Source organism: Haemophilus pittmaniae (assembly GCF_900186995.1).
Classification (GTDB): Bacteria; Pseudomonadota; Gammaproteobacteria; order Enterobacterales; family Pasteurellaceae; genus Haemophilus_D; species Haemophilus_D pittmaniae.
In genome coordinates, this window is record NZ_LT906463.1 from 1,262,886 (window position 1) to 1,280,517 (window position 17,632).

The following is a 17,632-nucleotide window of genomic DNA, read 5'->3' on the forward strand; positions in this document are numbered from 1 at the left end:
AAGTTTAAAAAATTAAAATCTAACTAGATGTGAGTATATCGGAATAATTTGTGAGTTTGATCACATTTTTACACTTTCCGGGAAAAAGATGATAAAGATCAAATTAGATAAAAAATGTTCATCGGAAGAAATCTATGTAAAAACAAAGGATTGGCAAGGGTTATTTTGTCAATCTTAATAAAATCAATCGCTTACATTGTATTTTTGAAGAAACTTTTATTTTCTATGGGGCGTTTATTCCTTCACTTCTTGCTGGAGTACGGAAATCCCTTCGTCAAATGCCCCGTGTTCGGCCATTTCGACTATTTGCTGTGGGCTATAACGATTTCCCGGATACACCGCGATAATGGCGATGTCCCCCGGTTTGAGAAAATTATGTTCGCCAAATTCGGTATATCGGGTTGCACCGATGGAAATAATGGTTTGTTGTGGATAGTTGGCCGCTTGGAGCAATTCACGAATATTATTCATTGGCCCTTGATCCGGCTGATTATTCATGCGATCAACAATCCAATTTAATAATTGTTGGTGAAAGTAGCTATATCCCAAGGCTGGACTATCAATGCCGTAGATGTTTAATTGATTATCCCGTTTATGGAAACAGGCAATGCGATATTGATCGATTTCGCTCCCCGCAATAAAAGAGGAAAGAGGCAATAATTGAGAGGCGATCCCTTTACTGGCACTTCCCCAATTTTTTTTCTCACAAATTTTTTGTGCATTTGGCCGGCGAATAGAGCAGTCGTTATAGGCGGCAAAAAATCGCGGTGTTAGTGCTTTAACGCTATGATCTACATCATAATCAATATCACAAATAAGAGCGATTTCCGGTTCGATTTGCAAATTGTCCGCACCTTGTGGAAAGCGAATAGTATTATTGCTTAGCGGATAATCAGCAAGAAAACCGGCGGACTCGGCCGGTACGTAAAAAGGAAAGATAGCTTTAGGTTGGATGTGATTGTCGGTTTTTACTGCGACAAAATCGGCGGCTTCTCCCGCCTGTTCAAGATGGCCGGCAAAATTTCCGGCTACACCAAAACCAATCATTTTTTCAAAATTCATTGCGGGACTCCCTTAAGTTAAGAGACTAACACTTTAGCGGTAAATCGGCTGAATGACAATGTAAATAGGCTATTCTTTACACAGTTAATAAAAAAGATCGATTTTTTTGTAAAAAAAGGTTGCAAAGGATTCTGAAATCCCTATAATGCGCCCCACACAACGACGCACTGTTGTGAAACATCAAAAAGTGCGTCGTTATTTTTTGCTCTTTAACAATGTATCAGACAATCTGTGTGGGCACTTGTTGATTGACTTGATTTAAAAATATTTTTTAATTTTGAAGTCTTAATAGGTGCTTAAACTAGAAATTCATTTACTTAATGTAAAGTGACTTTAGCTAAGCAGTTTATTGAGCGATTGAACTTGAATTGAAGAGTTTGATCATGGCTCAGATTGAACGCTGGCGGCAGGCTTAACACATGCAAGTCGAACGGTAACAGGAAGAAAGCTTGCTTTCTTTGCTGACGAGTGGCGGACGGGTGAGTAATGCTTGGGTATCTGGCTTATGGAGGGGGATAACTACGGGAAACTGTAGCTAATACCGCGTAGTATCGGAAGATGAAAGTGTGGGACCGTAAGGCCACATGCCATAGGATGAGCCCAAGTGGGATTAGGTAGTTGGTGAGGTAATGGCTCACCAAGCCGACGATCTCTAGCTGGTCTGAGAGGATGACCAGCCACACCGGGACTGAGACACGGCCCGGACTCCTACGGGAGGCAGCAGTGGGGAATATTGCGCAATGGGGGCAACCCTGACGCAGCCATGCCGCGTGAATGAAGAAGGCCTTCGGGTTGTAAAGTTCTTTCGGTAGCGAGGAAGGCATTTAGTTTAATAGACTAGATGATTGACGTTAACTACAGAAGAAGCACCGGCTAACTCCGTGCCAGCAGCCGCGGTAATACGGAGGGTGCGAGCGTTAATCGGAATAACTGGGCGTAAAGGGCACGCAGGCGGACTTTTAAGTGAGGTGTGAAAGCCCCGGGCTTAACCTGGGAATTGCATTTCAGACTGGGAGTCTAGAGTACTTTAGGGAGGGGTAGAATTCCACGTGTAGCGGTGAAATGCGTAGAGATGTGGAGGAATACCGAAGGCGAAGGCAGCCCCTTGGGAATGTACTGACGCTCATGTGCGAAAGCGTGGGGAGCAAACAGGATTAGATACCCTGGTAGTCCACGCTGTAAACGCTGTCGATTTGGGGATTGGGCTTAATGCTTGGTGCCCGTAGCTAACGTGATAAATCGACCGCCTGGGGAGTACGGCCGCAAGGTTAAAACTCAAATGAATTGACGGGGGCCCGCACAAGCGGTGGAGCATGTGGTTTAATTCGATGCAACGCGAAGAACCTTACCTACTCTTGACATCCAGAGAACTTTTCAGAGATGAATTGGTGCCTTCGGGAGCTCTGAGACAGGTGCTGCATGGCTGTCGTCAGCTCGTGTTGTGAAATGTTGGGTTAAGTCCCGCAACGAGCGCAACCCTTATCCTTTGTTGCCAGCGATTTGGTCGGGAACTCAAAGGAGACTGCCGGTGATAAACCGGAGGAAGGTGGGGATGACGTCAAGTCATCATGGCCCTTACGAGTAGGGCTACACACGTGCTACAATGGCGTATACAGAGGGAGGCGAAGCAGCGATGTGGAGCGAATCCCAGAAAGTGCGTCTAAGTCCGGATTGGAGTCTGCAACTCGACTCCATGAAGTCGGAATCGCTAGTAATCGCGAATCAGAATGTCGCGGTGAATACGTTCCCGGGCCTTGTACACACCGCCCGTCACACCATGGGAGTGGGTTGTACCAGAAGTAGATAGCTTAACCTTCGGGGGGGCGTTTACCACGGTATGATTCATGACTGGGGTGAAGTCGTAACAAGGTAACCGTAGGGGAACCTGCGGTTGGATCACCTCCTTACCTAAAATTGAGCGGCGATAAGTGTCCACACAGATTGGCTGATGTATTGTAGAAAAAATAGAGGAAGAAAGTGCGTAAGCATTGTGTAAGATAGAGTATCTTTACTTGTTGTCCCCATCGTCTAGAGGCCTAGGACATCGCCCTTTCACGGCGGTAACCGGGGTTCGAATCCCCGTGGGGACGCCAATTAAAGATAACTTTATGTATCTTTGTTCTTTAAAAATTAGGAAACAAGCTGAAAACGAAGAGACTTTCAAGTCCTGAAAGGGATAGAAAAAGTCTGAGTAGAAAAAATCTTGATTGAGCAAAAGCAATCAAGTGATTAGTTGATAACACAGTCTCAAGAATTTTTGAGGTTGTATAGTTAAGTGACTAAGCGTACAAGGTGGATGCCTTGGCAATCAGAGGCGATGAAGGACGTGCTAATCTGCGAAAAGCTTGGATGAGTCGATAAGAGGCGTTTAATCCAAGATGTCCGAATGGGGAAACCCAGTAGATGAAGAATCTACTATCAACAAGTGAATACATAGCTTGTTGAGGCAAACCGGGAGAACTGAAACATCTAAGTACCCCGAGGAAAAGAAATCAACCGAGATTTCGTTAGTAGCGGCGAGCGAACGCGAAGGAGCCTGTTAGTGATAGCGACAGAGACAGAGGAACAAGCTGGGAAGCTTGGCGATACCGGGTGATAGCCCCGTACTCGAAGTCCAGGTCGTGGTACTAAGCTAACGATAAGTAGGGCGGGACACGTGATATCCTGTTTGAAGATGGGGGGACCATCCTCCAAGGCTAAATACTCCTGATTGACCGATAGTGAACCAGTACTGTGAAGGAAAGGCGAAAAGAACCCCGGTGAGGGGAGTGAAATAGAACCTGAAACCTTGTACGTACAAGCAGTGGGAGCCCTTTAAGGGTGACTGCGTACCTTTTGTATAATGGGTCAGCGACTTATATTTTGTAGCGAGGTTAACCGAATAGGGGAGCCGAAGGGAAACCGAGTCTTAACTGGGCGAATAGTTGCAAGGTATAGACCCGAAACCCGGTGATCTAGCCATGGGCAGGTTGAAGGTTGGGTAACACTAACTGGAGGACCGAACCGACTAATGTTGAAAAATTAGCGGATGACTTGTGGCTGGGGGTGAAAGGCCAATCAAACCGGGAGATAGCTGGTTCTCCCCGAAATCTATTTAGGTAGAGCCTTGAGCGGACACCTTCGGGGGTAGAGCACTGTTTCGGCTAGGGGTCCATCCCGGATTACCAACCCGATGCAAACTACGAATACCGAAGAGTGATACTCAGGAGACACACGGCGGGTGCTAACGTCCGTCGTGGAGAGGGAAACAACCCAGACCGCCAGCTAAGGTCCCAAAGTCTATATTAAGTGGGAAACGAAGTGGGAAGGCTTAGACAGCTAGGATGTTGGCTTAGAAGCAGCCATCATTTAAAGAAAGCGTAATAGCTCACTAGTCGAGTCGGCCTGCGCGGAAGATGTAACGGGGCTCAAATATAGCACCGAAGCTGCGGCATCAGTGGCAACACTGTTGGGTAGGGGAGCGTTCTGTAAGCGGATGAAGGTAGCTCGAGAGGGCTGCTGGACGTATCAGAAGTGCGAATGCTGACATAAGTAACGATAAAACGGGTGAAAAACCCGTTCGCCGGAAGACCAAGGGTTCCTGTCCAACGTTAATCGGGGCAGGGTGAGTCGGCCCCTAAGGCGAGGCTGAAAAGCGTAGTCGATGGGAAACGGGTTAATATTCCCGTACTTGGATAAACTGCGATGTGGGGACGGAGCAGGTTAGGTTAGCGCACTGTTGGATATGTGCGTTTAAGTTGGTAGGTGAGAAGTTTAGGCAAATCCGGACTTCTTTAACACTGAGAGATGATGACGAGGCTCTACGGAGCTGAAGTAACCGATACCACACTTCCAGGAAAAGCCACTAAGCTTCAGGTTTATCTAAACCGTACTGAAAACCGACACAGGTGGTCAGGTAGAGAATACTCAGGCGCTTGAGAGAACTCGGGTGAAGGAACTAGGCAAAATAGCACCGTAACTTCGGGAGAAGGTGCGCCGGCGTAGATTGTAGTCCCTAGCGGGCGAAGGTTGAACCGGTCGAAGATACCAGCTGGCTGCAACTGTTTATTAAAAACACAGCACTCTGCAAACACGAAAGTGGACGTATAGGGTGTGATGCCTGCCCGGTGCTGGAAGGTTAATTGATGGTGTAATCGAAAGAGAAGCTCCTGATCGAAGCCCCAGTAAACGGCGGCCGTAACTATAACGGTCCTAAGGTAGCGAAATTCCTTGTCGGGTAAGTTCCGACCTGCACGAATGGCATAATGATGGCCAGGCTGTCTCCACCCGAGACTCAGTGAAATTGAAATCGCCGTGAAGATGCGGTGTACCCGCGGCTAGACGGAAAGACCCCGTGAACCTTTACTATAGCTTGACACTGAACATTGAATTTTGATGTGTAGGATAGGTGGGAGACTATGAAGCAGTCACGCCAGTGATTGTGGAGTCATCCTTGAAATACCACCCTTTAACGTTTGATGTTCTAACGAAGATTACGAAACGTGGTCTCGGACAGTGTCTGGTGGGTAGTTTGACTGGGGCGGTCTCCTCCCAAAGAGTAACGGAGGAGCACGAAGGTTTGCTAATGACGGTCGGACATCGTCAGGTTAGTGCAATGGTATAAGCAAGCTTAACTGCGAGACAGACAAGTCGAGCAGGTACGAAAGTAGGTCATAGTGATCCGGTGGTTCTGCATGGAAGGGCCATCGCTCAACGGATAAAAGGTACTCCGGGGATAACAGGCTGATACCGCCCAAGAGTTCATATCGACGGCGGTGTTTGGCACCTCGATGTCGGCTCATCACATCCTGGGGCTGAAGTAGGTCCCAAGGGTATGGCTGTTCGCCATTTAAAGTGGTACGCGAGCTGGGTTTAGAACGTCGTGAGACAGTTCGGTCCCTATCTGCCGTGGGCGTTGGAGAATTGAAAGGGGCTGCTCCTAGTACGAGAGGACCGGAGTGGACGCACCACTGGTGTTCCGGTTGTGTCGCCAGACGCATTGCCGGGTAGCTAAGTGCGGAAGAGATAAGTGCTGAAAGCATCTAAGCACGAAACTTGCCTTGAGATGAGTTCTCCCAGATTTAAAATCTGTAAGGGTTGTTTAAGACTAAGACGTAGATAGGTCTGATGTGTAAGCGGTGCGAGCCGTTGAGCTAACAGATACTAATTGCCCGAGAGGCTTAACTATACAACGCTCAAGAGTTTTTGAGTGATAGACGAAACGAAGACGAGAGAAAGTTGAGGGTTTTTAGCTTGTGACTAATTTTGAAGAATGAATAGATGATAGAAAGTTATCAACGGAATATTCCGGCGGCCATAATGTGATGGACCCACCTGATCCCATCCCGAACTCAGAAGTGAAACGTCATCATGCCGATGGTAGTGTTGGGCTTCCCAATGTGAGAGTAGGTCACCGCCGGTTCTACTACTAACCCCGAGCTGAATAGCTTGGGGTTTTTGCTTTTGGGAAAGAGGTCCGGCGGAACAGCGGAATAGCTAAGGAATAGAGCAACACCTTAATATCCCAATGCCCCCTTGGTAATCCGAGTTTTGTCTAAAAAAGCATGTAACTCATTGATTTTATTGATATTGAATAAAAACATTGCAATGCGTAAACTAAGATATTGATATTAACCTTCAAATTCTTCAAGCAATAAAAAAGGGAAGAAGATTCTTCCCTTTTTGTCTATTGAGATATCTATTATTGTCGATAATTTTGTAAGAAACGGGCAAGTTTACCAATTGCTTCTTCTAAGATATTTTCATAAGGTAGAGTGACTACACGGAAGTGATCCGGTGAATGCCAGTTAAAGCCTTTACCATGCACAAGCAGTACTTTTTCCTTGCGCAGTAAATCCAACACAAATTTCTCATCGCTGTGGATATTAAATTTTTGGATATCGATTTTCGGGAACATATACATGGCCCCCATCGGTTTCACACACGTAATCCCTGGGATTTGAGTAATGAGTTCGTAAGCGCGATTACGCTGCTCTAATAGACGCCCACCCGGTTGAATAAATTCGTTAATACTTTGATAACCACCTAACGCCGTTTGAATTGCATGTTGCATTGGAACATTGGCACAAAGGCGCATAGAGGCAAGCATATCTAAGCCTTCGATATAGCCTTTGGCATGTTGTTTTGGCCCGTTAAGAATCATCCAACCTTGACGGAAACCTGCCACGCGATAGGCTTTTGATAGACCATTGAAGGTAATCGTTAAAATATCCGGCGCTAGTGCGGCAATATGATGGTGAATGGCGTTGTCATAGAGAATTTTGTCATAAATTTCATCGGCAAAAATAATTAAATTATTTTGTCGCGCGATTTCTACGATCTCTAGCAATAATTCTTTGCTATAAACAGCGCCGGTTGGGTTATTCGGATTAATCACCACAATGGCTTTGGTTTTTTTGTTTACCTTCGCTTTAATGTCTTCAATAGAAGGGAACCAATTGGCTTCCTCATCACATAAATAATGCACTGCCGTTCCGCCGGCTAAGGTGACCGCTGCTGTCCATAGCGGGTAGTCCGGCATCGGAACTAAAACTTCATCGCCATCATTTAATAATGCCTGCATTGACATTGTAATTAATTCAGATACACCGTTACCGATATAAACATCATTTACGGTGGCATCATGAATATTTTTCGACTGATAATATTGCACAATAGCCTTACGTGCAGAATATAGCCCTTTAGAATCGCAATAACCTTGTGCTGATGGCAGATTACGGATCACATCGACCAAAATCTCATCTGGAGCTTCAAAACCGAAAGGCGCAGGATTACCAATATTGAGCTTTAAAATTTTATTACCTTCTTCTTCTAAGCGAAGCGCTTCTTTATGTACAGGTCCACGAATGTCATAACAAACATGTTCCAATTTATCGGATTTTGGGAATGTTCTCATGATAAAAATATCCTTTATTTTCTGTATTTTGGAGATAAAAACCTCGCTAATTTACGCTTAATTCTGAACGATGGAAAGAATTAATAAAAAAATTTTTTGAATAAATCAAAGTGCGGTAGAATACCGCAAATTTTTTGCCTGATTTTATGTATTTGTCATGGATTCTTTAGCCTACGCGGCACAGTCATTAGCGCAGCAATTACGTGAAGTTTCTCCCAAGCAGGGAGAAATCGTGTGCTTGTGCGTCACGCTAAAAGCATCGCTGGACGGTTTACAATGGCTCAAGGCACAACATGAGTATCCGCAGTTTTATTTAACCCTGCGTGATTGTGAAAAAAGTTATGCGGCAATTGGTGCTTTGCGGCAATTCGATTCATTGGATGGTGCACAGAATTTTATAGAAAACACCAATTTCCCATTAGTCGGCGGGTTAACATTTGTTGGCAGTGCGCAATTTATTTTACCGCGTATTTTACTTGAACAATCCGGCGAGACTTGCCAAGTATCACTTTTTGTGGAAGGCAATCATTCTCATGAGGCTTTGGCTGCGCTTGAAGGATTAGCCCAATCTCAATCATTAGTTCCTGTCGCGAAGGTCTGTGTTCGTCAGAAACGGTTTCGCGCGTCCCCAGCACGTTGGGAAAATTGGATTAATCAGGCACTCGATAGCATTGCCGAAGGTAAGATGAGTAAGTTGGTATTAGCCAATGAAACCACTTTCGAGCTGGAGAGTTCACTTAATCCCTATGATTTTTTGGCAGAAAGTCGTCAGCTGAATAAAGGTTGCTATCATTTTTTATGGCGCCAAACAGCAGATAGTACTTTTTTAGGTTCAACACCGGAGCGTCTGTTTGCCCGCGATGGTTTGCAATTACATACTGAAGCCTTGGCTGGTACCGCTCCAATTGGTGAAGATGCTAATGCACAGCAACGTTGGGCTCAATGGTTATTAAACGATGATAAAAATCGTTTAGAAAATGAGTTAGTTGTGCAGGATATTGCGCATAATTTACAGGCTTGGCTCGCAACTTGGCAGGTCGCTGATGTCGCGATCAAACCTTTGCGTACGGTACAGCATTTAGTGCGTAAAATTAGTGCAGAATTAATTTCAAGCTGCCGTGATGCAGATATTTTAGCTTTAATCCATCCAACTGCAGCCGTCGCCGGTTTGCCACAACAGGCTGCCAAGCAGCGTTTACAGGAAATTGAAACCTTTGAACGGGATTGGTACGCCGGTACCTTAGGGCTGATGAGCCGTGAGCAGGCGGAATTTTGTGTTACGATTCGTTCCGCTTTTATTGAACAACAACAAATTCGAGTTTTTGCCGGAGCGGGCATTGTTGCCGGCTCGGATCCGCTTGCTGAGTGGAAAGAAATTGAACGTAAGGCGGCAGGGTTAATTTCCCTGTTTGCTACGGATAACGGAGAAGAAAAATAATGTCAGTCAGCGTTTTTAATCGCGTTTGGTCAAAAGTTTTATTGGAAACCCTGGTTCGTCAAGGTGTACAACATTTTTGTATTGCCCCGGGTTCCCGTTCTACCCCGTTGACCTTAGAAGCTGTCGCCTTACAAAATGCGTCGAAAGCCCGTTGCTATGCGCATTTTGATGAGCGTGGTTTGGGCTTTTTTGCATTAGGTATTGCCAAATCTGTGCAACAACCAGTAGCGGTTATTGTGACTTCCGGTACGGCGGCTGCAGAACTTTATCCGGCTATCATTGAAGCCCGCCAGAGCGGTGTTAATTTAATTGTATTGACAGCCGATCGTCCGCCGGAATTATGGGAATGTGGCGCTAATCAAGCGATCCAGCAACAAAATATGTTTGCCGATTATCCTGTGGCGGCAATTAATTTACCGAAACCTGCGACGGATTATGCCGCTCAGTGGCTGATTGCAACCGTTGAACAGGCTTGTTTTAAGCAACGTCAATGTCCGGGCGTTGTGCATATTAATGTGCCTTTTGCTGAGCCTTTGTACGATGCCGATCCTGCACAAATTGATAATCACCCTTGGTTGACGTCAATTCAGCGCTGGCTTAGCCAAAATAAACCTTGGCAACAGCATCCGGAAGCACAACAGGAAGTGTTGATGCACGAGCATTGGGATAATTGGCGTACTAAGCGTGGCGTGATCGTTGCCGGTCAGCTTTCGCCGGAACAAGCCATGGGGATCAATTCTTGGGCGAATACCATGGGCTGGATATTATTAACCGATATTCAATCCGGTGTTGAACCGACAACACCTTATGCGGATATTTGGCTGGCCAATCAAACGGTGCGTCAAAAATTGTTACAAGCGGATATAGTGATCCAATTTGGTTCGCGTTTTATTAGTAAACGTATTAATCAATTCTTAAATGAATTTAATGGTGAGTTTTGGGTAGTTGAAGCGGGGCAAAATGATGTCGATCCTTACCATCATAATCTCACCCGTTTCAATGCTAAGGCGCATCATTGGTTGCGAGCCCATCCGCCATTACGTCAAAAACCTTGGTTATTAGAGCCGTTGGCATTGTCGAAATTCTGTGCCGGTTTTATTGAACAACAAGTTGGCGGTAATCTCAATGAAGCCTCCTTAGCACATCATATCGAACGGGTATTGCCTTATAACGGCATTCTGTTTTTAGGTAATAGCCTGTTTGTTCGTTTAGTAGATGCATTAACCAAATTGCCGGAAGGCTATCCGATTTATACCAATCGTGGTGCTAGCGGTATTGATGGCCTATTGGCTACCGCTGCCGGGATTGCGGTAGGGCGCGATCAGCCATTAGTGGCGATGATTGGGGATACTTCGACGCTATACGATTTAAATTCCTTTGCGCTGTTTAAAAACGTAAACCAACCGACTATTATTTTTGTGATCAATAACAATGGCGGTGCGATTTTTGATATGTTGCCGGTGGATGAGGAGGTGAAAGAACAATTCTATCGCCTGCCACATAATAGTGATTTTTCTCAAGTGGCTGCTATGTTTGATCTCAAATATGCACATCCTTATACTTGGGCGGATCTTAGCTCCGTGCTAAAACAGGCCTATGCCCGCCGTAAAACGACTTTGATTGAAATTAAAACCAATCCATCGGATGGCAGCGCAACCTATAAGCGTTTAATCGAACAAATCAGTCATGCGGTGATCGGAGAATAGGATAAAAATAACATTTTTAGTTAACTGTAATAAAATCAATGACTTATATGCTGTTTTTGAAAAAGCTCTGAAAATCGACATAGCGTTTTAAATTACTACAAAATCAACTTACTAGCGATGACTTCGGGTTCGGAGTCATCGTCTATTTTTATGACAACACCAATCTTAATTTTATTGCATGGTTTGCTGGGGAGTGCTGATGATTGGGCTCCGTTGCAACGCTACTTAACGGATATCCCTACCTTGGCATTAGATTTGCCGGGGCATGGTACGCAGCGTGACATTGCTGTGGCCGATTTTACCGAGGCTTCGCATTGGTTGGCTGAAAAAATTCGGCAACATCTCGGGGAAGCTCCTTATATCTTGCTGGGGTATTCCATGGGTGGGCGTTTGGCGCTGCATTATGTGCTGCAGTCTGGTATTCCCCTAGGTGATTTACGTGGGGTGATTGTAGAAGGTGCGAATTTCGGTTTGTCGAATGCGCAAGAAAAGGCGCTACGCTGGCAGCAGGATTTGCTCTGGGCTGAACGATTTTGCCATGAAACGCCGCAAGTTGTGCTACAGGATTGGTATCAACAGCCAGTATTTGCGCATTTGACAGAGGAACAACGTCAAGCATTGATTCGCAAACGTAGTGAGCAATGTGGTGCCAATATCGGCTCAATATTAGCCGCATTATCGTTGGCTAAACAAATGGATTTCCGACCTCTACTTACACAAATGCCGATACCTTTTTATTATTTTTGTGGTGCACAGGATAATAAATTTCAAAATATATCCCGCCAAGCAGGAATTGAACCTCATTTGATTGCTGCTGCCGGGCACAATGCTCATCGAGAAAATCCCGAATTATTTGCCCAAAAACTGCAAAATTGTCTGTTAAAAATTGCCGATTCAACGGGAAAATAGTGGAATGGCGGTGTTCCTTGGTAAAAGAAACCAAAATGTTGATTTAACTATAGTTTAATTTGTGGAAAAGCCGCCTTAGGTGGCTTTTTTTATGCCCGACGATCCTTTAGAATAAGGCCAAATTTTCTCCTCGGAGCTCAATCATGAAACTCAATATTCCTATTTTTCTCACCGCGTTCCGGGTCGTTTTGATTCCTTTTTTTGTGTTGGCATTTTATCTACCGATTCCTAGCGCCCCTTTTATTACTACCTTGATTTTCTTTATTGCCGGTGTAACAGACTGGTTTGATGGTTATTTGGCTCGCCGCCTCAAACAAACCACCCGTTTTGGTGCGTTTTTAGATCCGGTGGCCGATAAGGTAATGGTTGTTGCGGCATTGGTCTTGATCGTGGAATATCAACACTCATTTTGGGTAACGGTTCCGGCGATTATTATGATTTCTCGAGAAATTATTATTTCCGCATTGCGGGAATGGATGGCAGAATTGGGTGAGCGCAATAAAGTTGCCGTATCCTGGATGGGGAAAGTAAAAACGACATCACAAATGTTGGCTTTAGGCGGCCTTTTATGGCGCTATAACGTATATATGGAGATTTTGGGCATAATCTTGCTTTATGTGGCTGCGATTTTAACGGTTTGGTCAATGTTGCAATATCTCAAAGCAGCAAAGGGCAGTTTGCTGGATGATTTAGAATCTTAGCATCGATTTAAAAGTGCAGCCGATAGGCTGCATTTTTATTATTGCGTTATTTTTAATCAATTGAATTTATTTTTAATTTTTCCGTTTGACAGCATTCCATAAATAAGTAAAATACGCCCCGTTGTTTCACGACAGCAAATGCGGGAATAGCTCAGTTGGTAGAGCACGACCTTGCCAAGGTCGGGGTCGCGAGTTCGAGCCTCGTTTCCCGCTCCAATTTGCCCGAGTGGTGGAATCGGTAGACACAAGGGATTTAAAATCCCTCGCCTTTCGAGGCGTGCCAGTTCAAGTCTGGCTTCGGGCACCATTTAAATATCCACAAATTCAAAGAATAGTCGCAATAAGCGGCTTTTTTTATGCCTAAAATTTAAGTATTCACTTCTCAATTCAAGCCACAAATTTTCATTTGTAAAACTGCTTGCGCTGTTATGTTGATTTTGTAATGCTTTAGTCATTCAAATTGCTCATTGCAGGAGAGAAGCATGTCCCATATTTCAGAATTACGCCGTTTTATGGCTCAAAATCAAATTGATGCCTGGATTATTCCCTCGGCGGATCCTCATCTATCAGAATATTTACCTGAGCATTGGCAGGCTCGCCGTTATTTCTCTGGTTTTACCGGTTCGGTTGGAACATTGGTGGTGACGGCCGAACAAGCTGGGCTTTGGGTTGATAGCCGTTATTGGGAACAAGCGGCTGCTCAGCTCGAGGGGAGCGGTATCGCGCTGTGTAAATTAGGGGTGACCGATGACTATCCACAATGGTTGCTAGGACAATTAACTAAGGGGGCCAAAGTTGGTGTGGCGGCAGATATGTTATCAGTGGCGTTGCATCGTCGTTTGCTTGAGGTTTTTGCCGAAAAATCACTTCATTTAACACTATTTGATAGCTTGCCTGCCGAACTATGGAAGGCACGTCCTAATTTACCACGTTCAACGGTTTATCTGCATTTGGCTGCATTTGTAGCTCAGTCGACAAGCGAAAAATTAGCCCACATTCGCCATGAAATGCAACGTTTAGGTGCGGATTGGCATTTGATTTCCAGCTTGGATGATATTGCCTGGTTGACCAATTTACGGGCCGATGATGTGCCTTATAATCCTGTTTTCTTAGCCTATCTATTAATTGGCAAAAATTCCGCATTGTTATTTGTTGATGATTCTCGTTTAAATGATGAAGCACGTACACGTTTGAGTGAATCAGCAATTACCTGTATGCCATATGAGGCGTTAGGCCAACAATTGGCCGCATTGCCGGAAGTACAGTCATTATTATTGGATCCGGCAAAAACAGCTATGTCGAGCCGTTTGAGCCTGCCGTCAACAATGCACTTGATCGAAGATTTAAATCCGTCCAGTTATGCTAAATCCATTAAATCTGCAGCCGAATTAGCCCATTTGCGTGAAACCATGGCGCAGGATGGCGCTGCACTTTGTCGTTTTTATGCAGAGCTCGAAGCTAAATTAGCTGCTGGGCAGTGCGTGACCGAATGGGATATTGATGGCATGTTATTGGCCAGCCGCCGTTTGGTGCCGCATTTCATTTCCCACAGTTTTGGCACCATTGCCGCCTTTAATGCAAATGCGGCATTACCACATTACAGCGCTAGTGAACAGCATTCGGCACAAATTACGGGCAATGGCTTATTATTGATCGATTGCGGCGGGCAATACCAAGGAGGAACGACTGATATTACACGGGTTTCTCCGATTGGCACGCCAAGTGATGCGCAAAAAACTGATTTTACCCGAGTGTTACAGGCGCATATAGCCTTGGCTGAAGCGGTTTTCCCTGAGGGAATTGGTGCTCCTTTATTGGATGCGATTGGCCGGGAAAAATTGTGGCGTCATCAATGTAACTACGGGCATGGTACGGGCCATGGAGTTGGCTTTTTCCTTAACGTACACGAAGGACCGCAGGTCATTTCTTATCATTCTGCAGTCACGCCACAAACAGCGATGCGTGAGGGAATGGTCACGTCAAATGAACCAGGATTGTATCGTCCGGGAAAATGGGGGATTCGGATTGAAAATTTGGTCGCTAATCGTATGGTTAGCCGACCACAGGAAACTGATTTCGGCCGTTTCATGTACTTTGAAACCTTAACGCTGTTTCCAATTGATAGCCGTTTGATTGTGCGTGAATTATTAACCCAAAACGAAATTGATTGGTTGAACGACTATCATCTTGAAGTTCGGGAAAAATTATTACCACTGGTCGAAGGTGCGGCCAAAGCCTGGTTGATTGAGCGTACCGAAGCGCTTTAAAACGCCCCCTTGAAAAACAGAGTTTTTCAGAAAATAACATCTAAGTTATTGATTTTATTAGGGTTGGTTTAAAAATTGAAAAAGTAGGCTGAGGTCTGCTTTTTTATTAGGCAATTTTTATACCAAGCGTTTGCTTTCTTTGTGTCCTATGGATTTTATCATTGTCTATTGTTTCGACAGTTGAAATTGCGGTAATCTCAAGGCATTGCCGAATACGATTCCTAAACACGGCAATGCACACAACTCATTAACACAAGGAGAAAGTATGAAAAAATTTGCCAAAAAATGCTTATTTAGCAGTTTAGCGCTTTCCATTACGGTAGCTTTGGGCACTCCATTTGCTATGGCAAATCAACCAACCGCAACGCCCTCGGCGACGGCTTTAGCGGCTGCCCGCTATGATAGTGAGAAAGACATATTTCACCCGATTTATGCCAAAAATGGCATGGTGGCCAGTGAACAAGGATTGGCTAGCGAGGTTGGCGCTCAGATCTTGCGCCAAGGTGGGAATGCGGTAGATGCCGCGGTCGCAGTTGGATTTGCTTTAGCAGTGGTCTTACCGAATGCCGGCAATATTGGTGGCGGTGGTTTTATGGTATTACATGATGCTAAGAGCGGCGCGAACTATGCGATTGATTTCCGTGAAACTGCACCATTAAAAGCCGATAGAAATATGTTTTTGGACAAAGACGGTAATGTGATTAACGGCCGTTCCCTTTATAGCCATTTTGCGGTGGGCGTACCGGGTACCGTGGCGGGGATGGAATATGCATTACAGAAATGGGGCAGTATGTCCTTAGCGCAGGTATTAGCGCCGGCTATTCAATTAGCAGAGAAAGGTTTTACGGTGGGACCTATTTTGGCGAATACCCTAAAAACCGAAAAAGATAACCTAGCGCAATGGCCACAAACTAAAGCCATTTTCTTTAAAGATGGTGAACCTTTGCAAGAGGGCGATTTATTAGTGCAAAAGGATTTGGCTGCCTCCTTAAAATTAATTGCTAAAGAAGGTTCTAAGGCTTTTTATGAAGGCGATATTGCGAAAAAAATCGTTGCTGAAATGGAAAAGCATCAAGGGTTAATTTCTCTTGATGACTTAAAAGGCTATAAAGTCATCGAACGTCAACCGATTGAAGGGGAATATCGTGGCTATAAAGTAGTCACTATGCCACCACCAAGCTCAGGCGGTATCCATTTGGTGCAAATGTTGAATATTTTGGAGCGTTATCCGTTGGCAGAGTATGGTGTCAATAGTGCTAAAACCATTCATTATTTGGCTGAAACTATGAAATTAGCTTATGCGGATCGGTCCGAATATTTAGGTGACCCGGATTTTGTGAAAATTCCGGTAAAAGGTTTAACCTCGAAAAAATATGCTGATCACTTGGCTGAAGGTATTAGCGAAACCCAAGTGAAACCATCTGCCGAAATCAAACCGGGCAAACCGCAACCTTATGAGAGCGATCAAACAACCCATTTCTCGGTGATGGATAAAGCGGGCAATGCAGTAGCGGTGACCTATACCTTAAACTTTAATTTTGGTAGCGGCATTGTTGCGGAAGGCACCGGCATTTTATTGAACGATGAGATGGACGACTTTTCCGCCAAACCGGGTGTTCCCAATGGGTTTGGTTTGATTGGCGGTGATGCGAATGCTATTGCACCACAAAAACGGCCTCTTTCCTCAATGACTCCAACGTTAGTGATGAAAGATAATAAACCTTGGTTGGTTACCGGTAGTCCGGGCGGTTCTCGGATCATTACCACTGTATTACAAAGTATCGTGAATACCGTGGATCATAAAATGAATCCGGCGGAGGCAATTGTGACTCCACGGGTGCATCATCAATGGTTACCGGATGAATTGCGGGTAGAGGAAGGATTGAGCCCGGATACATTGTCTTTATTGCAAGGACAAGGCTATAGCATTAAAGAAAAAGCCCCAATGGGACGGGTACAAATAATTCAAGCCGGTGAAAATGGTTTCTATGGCTATTCCGATCCGCGTAATCCGGAGGGAAAAACGGTCGGTTATTAATCGCTAATGAAAAACGGCTCGGAGAAATCATCCGAGCCGTTTGTTTATTCGAGAGGGTTTAAGGCATTGATAAGTCGTACTTCGCTGAATTGGGGAAGCTCTTCAATCCGAATCGGACATTCAATGATTTTTCCCTCGGCCAGTAGCTTTTCCCGTTGGGTTCCTGCCAGTAGTGGGCTATCGGGAGTAAACCATTGATTTCCTTTCTTAAAAATTAGGTTTCCAATACTGCAATCGGTAATTTTTCCATCTTTGATGATCATAATTTCGTCATATTCGCCACGTTGTGCGAAGAGTACGTTGAGTTGCTCTCGGTTGCTATATTTCAGGTGATAGTCGATGTCATTGCAAATAATGGGCTTAAAGCGCCGTAGATGACGTTGTTGGTAAGGATAATAAGCTGCCTGCACAAGCTGATGATTGTAGTCTAGTCGGCAACGGAATAGCCCTTGATGGCATTCAGACGGAATCTGTAGCATTTGCGCCAAATCGAAAATTTGTATGCGTTGGTGGGCATAATAGGCGTGCAGACTACGCTCATAACGAGCCTGATGATATTCAATATTGAGAATTTGGCCGTCTTTCACGGCAAGGGTTTCAAAAAGCGGAAACATGA

General features: G+C 44.9%; 9 protein-coding genes, 3 tRNA genes and 3 rRNA genes. 12 read left to right on the forward strand and 3 right to left on the reverse strand.

Annotated elements, in window-relative coordinates; translation table 11 throughout:
* Positions 1–234: 234 nt before the first annotated feature.
* Positions 235–1,062: a DUF5718 family protein gene (locus CKV74_RS06265; RefSeq protein WP_095176886.1), complete on the reverse strand. Its 828-nt coding sequence runs from the start codon at positions 1,060–1,062 to the stop codon at positions 235–237.
* Positions 1,063–1,427: 365 nt separating this feature from the next.
* Between CKV74_RS06265 and CKV74_RS06270 the strand changes: the two genes are divergently transcribed.
* The 4 genes from CKV74_RS06270 (at position 1,428) to rrf (ending at position 6,463) form a co-directional block, all read left to right on the forward strand.
* Positions 1,428–2,969 (forward strand): 16S ribosomal RNA (locus CKV74_RS06270).
* Between the two features lie 110 nt (positions 2,970–3,079).
* Positions 3,080–3,155: transfer RNA gene (locus CKV74_RS06275), tRNA-Glu, on the forward strand.
* 176 nt (positions 3,156–3,331) lie between these two features.
* Positions 3,332–6,229, forward strand: a 23S ribosomal RNA gene (locus CKV74_RS06280).
* Positions 6,230–6,347: 118 nt separating this feature from the next.
* Positions 6,348–6,463: ribosomal RNA gene (rrf, locus tag CKV74_RS06285) — 5S ribosomal RNA — on the forward strand.
* Together the 16S, 23S and 5S rRNA genes with 1 tRNA gene alongside form the textbook arrangement of a ribosomal RNA operon.
* Positions 6,464–6,742: 279 nt before the next feature.
* Here rrf and CKV74_RS06290 read toward each other — a convergent pair.
* Entirely contained in the window at positions 6,743–7,957 is a 1,215-nt protein-coding gene (locus CKV74_RS06290; protein ID WP_095176888.1) for a pyridoxal phosphate-dependent aminotransferase, read from the reverse strand.
* Positions 7,958–8,114: 157 nt separating this feature from the next.
* Between CKV74_RS06290 and CKV74_RS06295 the strand changes: the two genes are divergently transcribed.
* The 8 genes from CKV74_RS06295 (at position 8,115) to ggt (ending at position 17,016) form a co-directional block, all read left to right on the forward strand.
* Complete coding sequence (locus CKV74_RS06295) at positions 8,115–9,395, forward strand: isochorismate synthase (RefSeq protein WP_007242121.1); 1,281 nt, start codon at positions 8,115–8,117, stop codon at positions 9,393–9,395.
* Positions 9,395–11,101: a 2-succinyl-5-enolpyruvyl-6-hydroxy-3-cyclohexene-1-carboxylic-acid synthase gene (menD, locus tag CKV74_RS06300; RefSeq protein ID WP_007242110.1), complete on the forward strand. Its 1,707-nt coding sequence runs from the start codon at positions 9,395–9,397 to the stop codon at positions 11,099–11,101. The genes CKV74_RS06295 and menD overlap by 1 nt, the downstream gene beginning before the upstream one ends.
* A 150-nt stretch (positions 11,102–11,251) precedes the next feature.
* Positions 11,252–12,010, forward strand: a complete 759-nt coding sequence (menH, locus tag CKV74_RS06305; protein WP_007242063.1) for a 2-succinyl-6-hydroxy-2,4-cyclohexadiene-1-carboxylate synthase — start codon at positions 11,252–11,254, stop codon at positions 12,008–12,010.
* 143 nt (positions 12,011–12,153) lie between these two features.
* Positions 12,154–12,711 (forward strand): CDP-diacylglycerol--glycerol-3-phosphate 3-phosphatidyltransferase, encoded by a 558-nt coding sequence (gene pgsA / locus CKV74_RS06310; protein ID WP_007242109.1) that lies wholly within the window; start codon positions 12,154–12,156, stop codon positions 12,709–12,711.
* A gap of 140 nt (positions 12,712–12,851) precedes the next feature.
* Positions 12,852–12,927 (forward strand) — tRNA-Gly (locus tag CKV74_RS06315).
* Between the two features lie 4 nt (positions 12,928–12,931).
* Positions 12,932–13,018: transfer RNA gene (locus CKV74_RS06320), tRNA-Leu, on the forward strand.
* Positions 13,019–13,193: 175 nt separating this feature from the next.
* Complete coding sequence (locus tag CKV74_RS06325) at positions 13,194–14,978, forward strand: aminopeptidase P family protein (RefSeq protein WP_007242075.1); 1,785 nt, start codon at positions 13,194–13,196, stop codon at positions 14,976–14,978.
* Positions 14,979–15,243: 265 nt separating this feature from the next.
* The gene (gene ggt / locus CKV74_RS06330) at positions 15,244–17,016 is read left to right on the forward strand and encodes a gamma-glutamyltransferase (RefSeq protein WP_095176890.1); all 1,773 of its coding nucleotides are present in this window, start codon (positions 15,244–15,246) and stop codon (positions 17,014–17,016) included.
* A gap of 44 nt (positions 17,017–17,060) precedes the next feature.
* Here ggt and CKV74_RS06335 read toward each other — a convergent pair whose 3' ends face one another.
* Positions 17,061–17,630: an aminotransferase class IV family protein gene (locus tag CKV74_RS06335; RefSeq protein ID WP_007242094.1), complete on the reverse strand. Its 570-nt coding sequence runs from the start codon at positions 17,628–17,630 to the stop codon at positions 17,061–17,063.
* Between the last annotated feature and the right edge of the window lie 2 nt (positions 17,631–17,632).

Coding starts and splice junctions, on each gene's coding strand:
- CKV74_RS06265 (WP_095176886.1), bottom strand. CDS start 1,062: ATGAATTTTGAAAAAATGATTGGTTTTGGTGTAGCCGGAAATTTTGCC.
- CKV74_RS06290 (WP_095176888.1), bottom strand. CDS start 7,957: ATGAGAACATTCCCAAAATCCGATAAATTGGAACATGTTTGTTATGAC.
- CKV74_RS06295 (WP_007242121.1), top strand. CDS start 8,115: ATGGATTCTTTAGCCTACGCGGCACAGTCATTAGCGCAGCAATTACGT.
- menD (WP_007242110.1), top strand. CDS start 9,395: ATGTCAGTCAGCGTTTTTAATCGCGTTTGGTCAAAAGTTTTATTGGAA.
- menH (WP_007242063.1), top strand. CDS start 11,252: ATGACAACACCAATCTTAATTTTATTGCATGGTTTGCTGGGGAGTGCT.
- pgsA (WP_007242109.1), top strand. CDS start 12,154: ATGAAACTCAATATTCCTATTTTTCTCACCGCGTTCCGGGTCGTTTTG.
- CKV74_RS06325 (WP_007242075.1), top strand. CDS start 13,194: ATGTCCCATATTTCAGAATTACGCCGTTTTATGGCTCAAAATCAAATT.
- ggt (WP_095176890.1), top strand. CDS start 15,244: ATGAAAAAATTTGCCAAAAAATGCTTATTTAGCAGTTTAGCGCTTTCC.
- CKV74_RS06335 (WP_007242094.1), bottom strand. CDS start 17,630: ATGTTTCCGCTTTTTGAAACCCTTGCCGTGAAAGACGGCCAAATTCTC.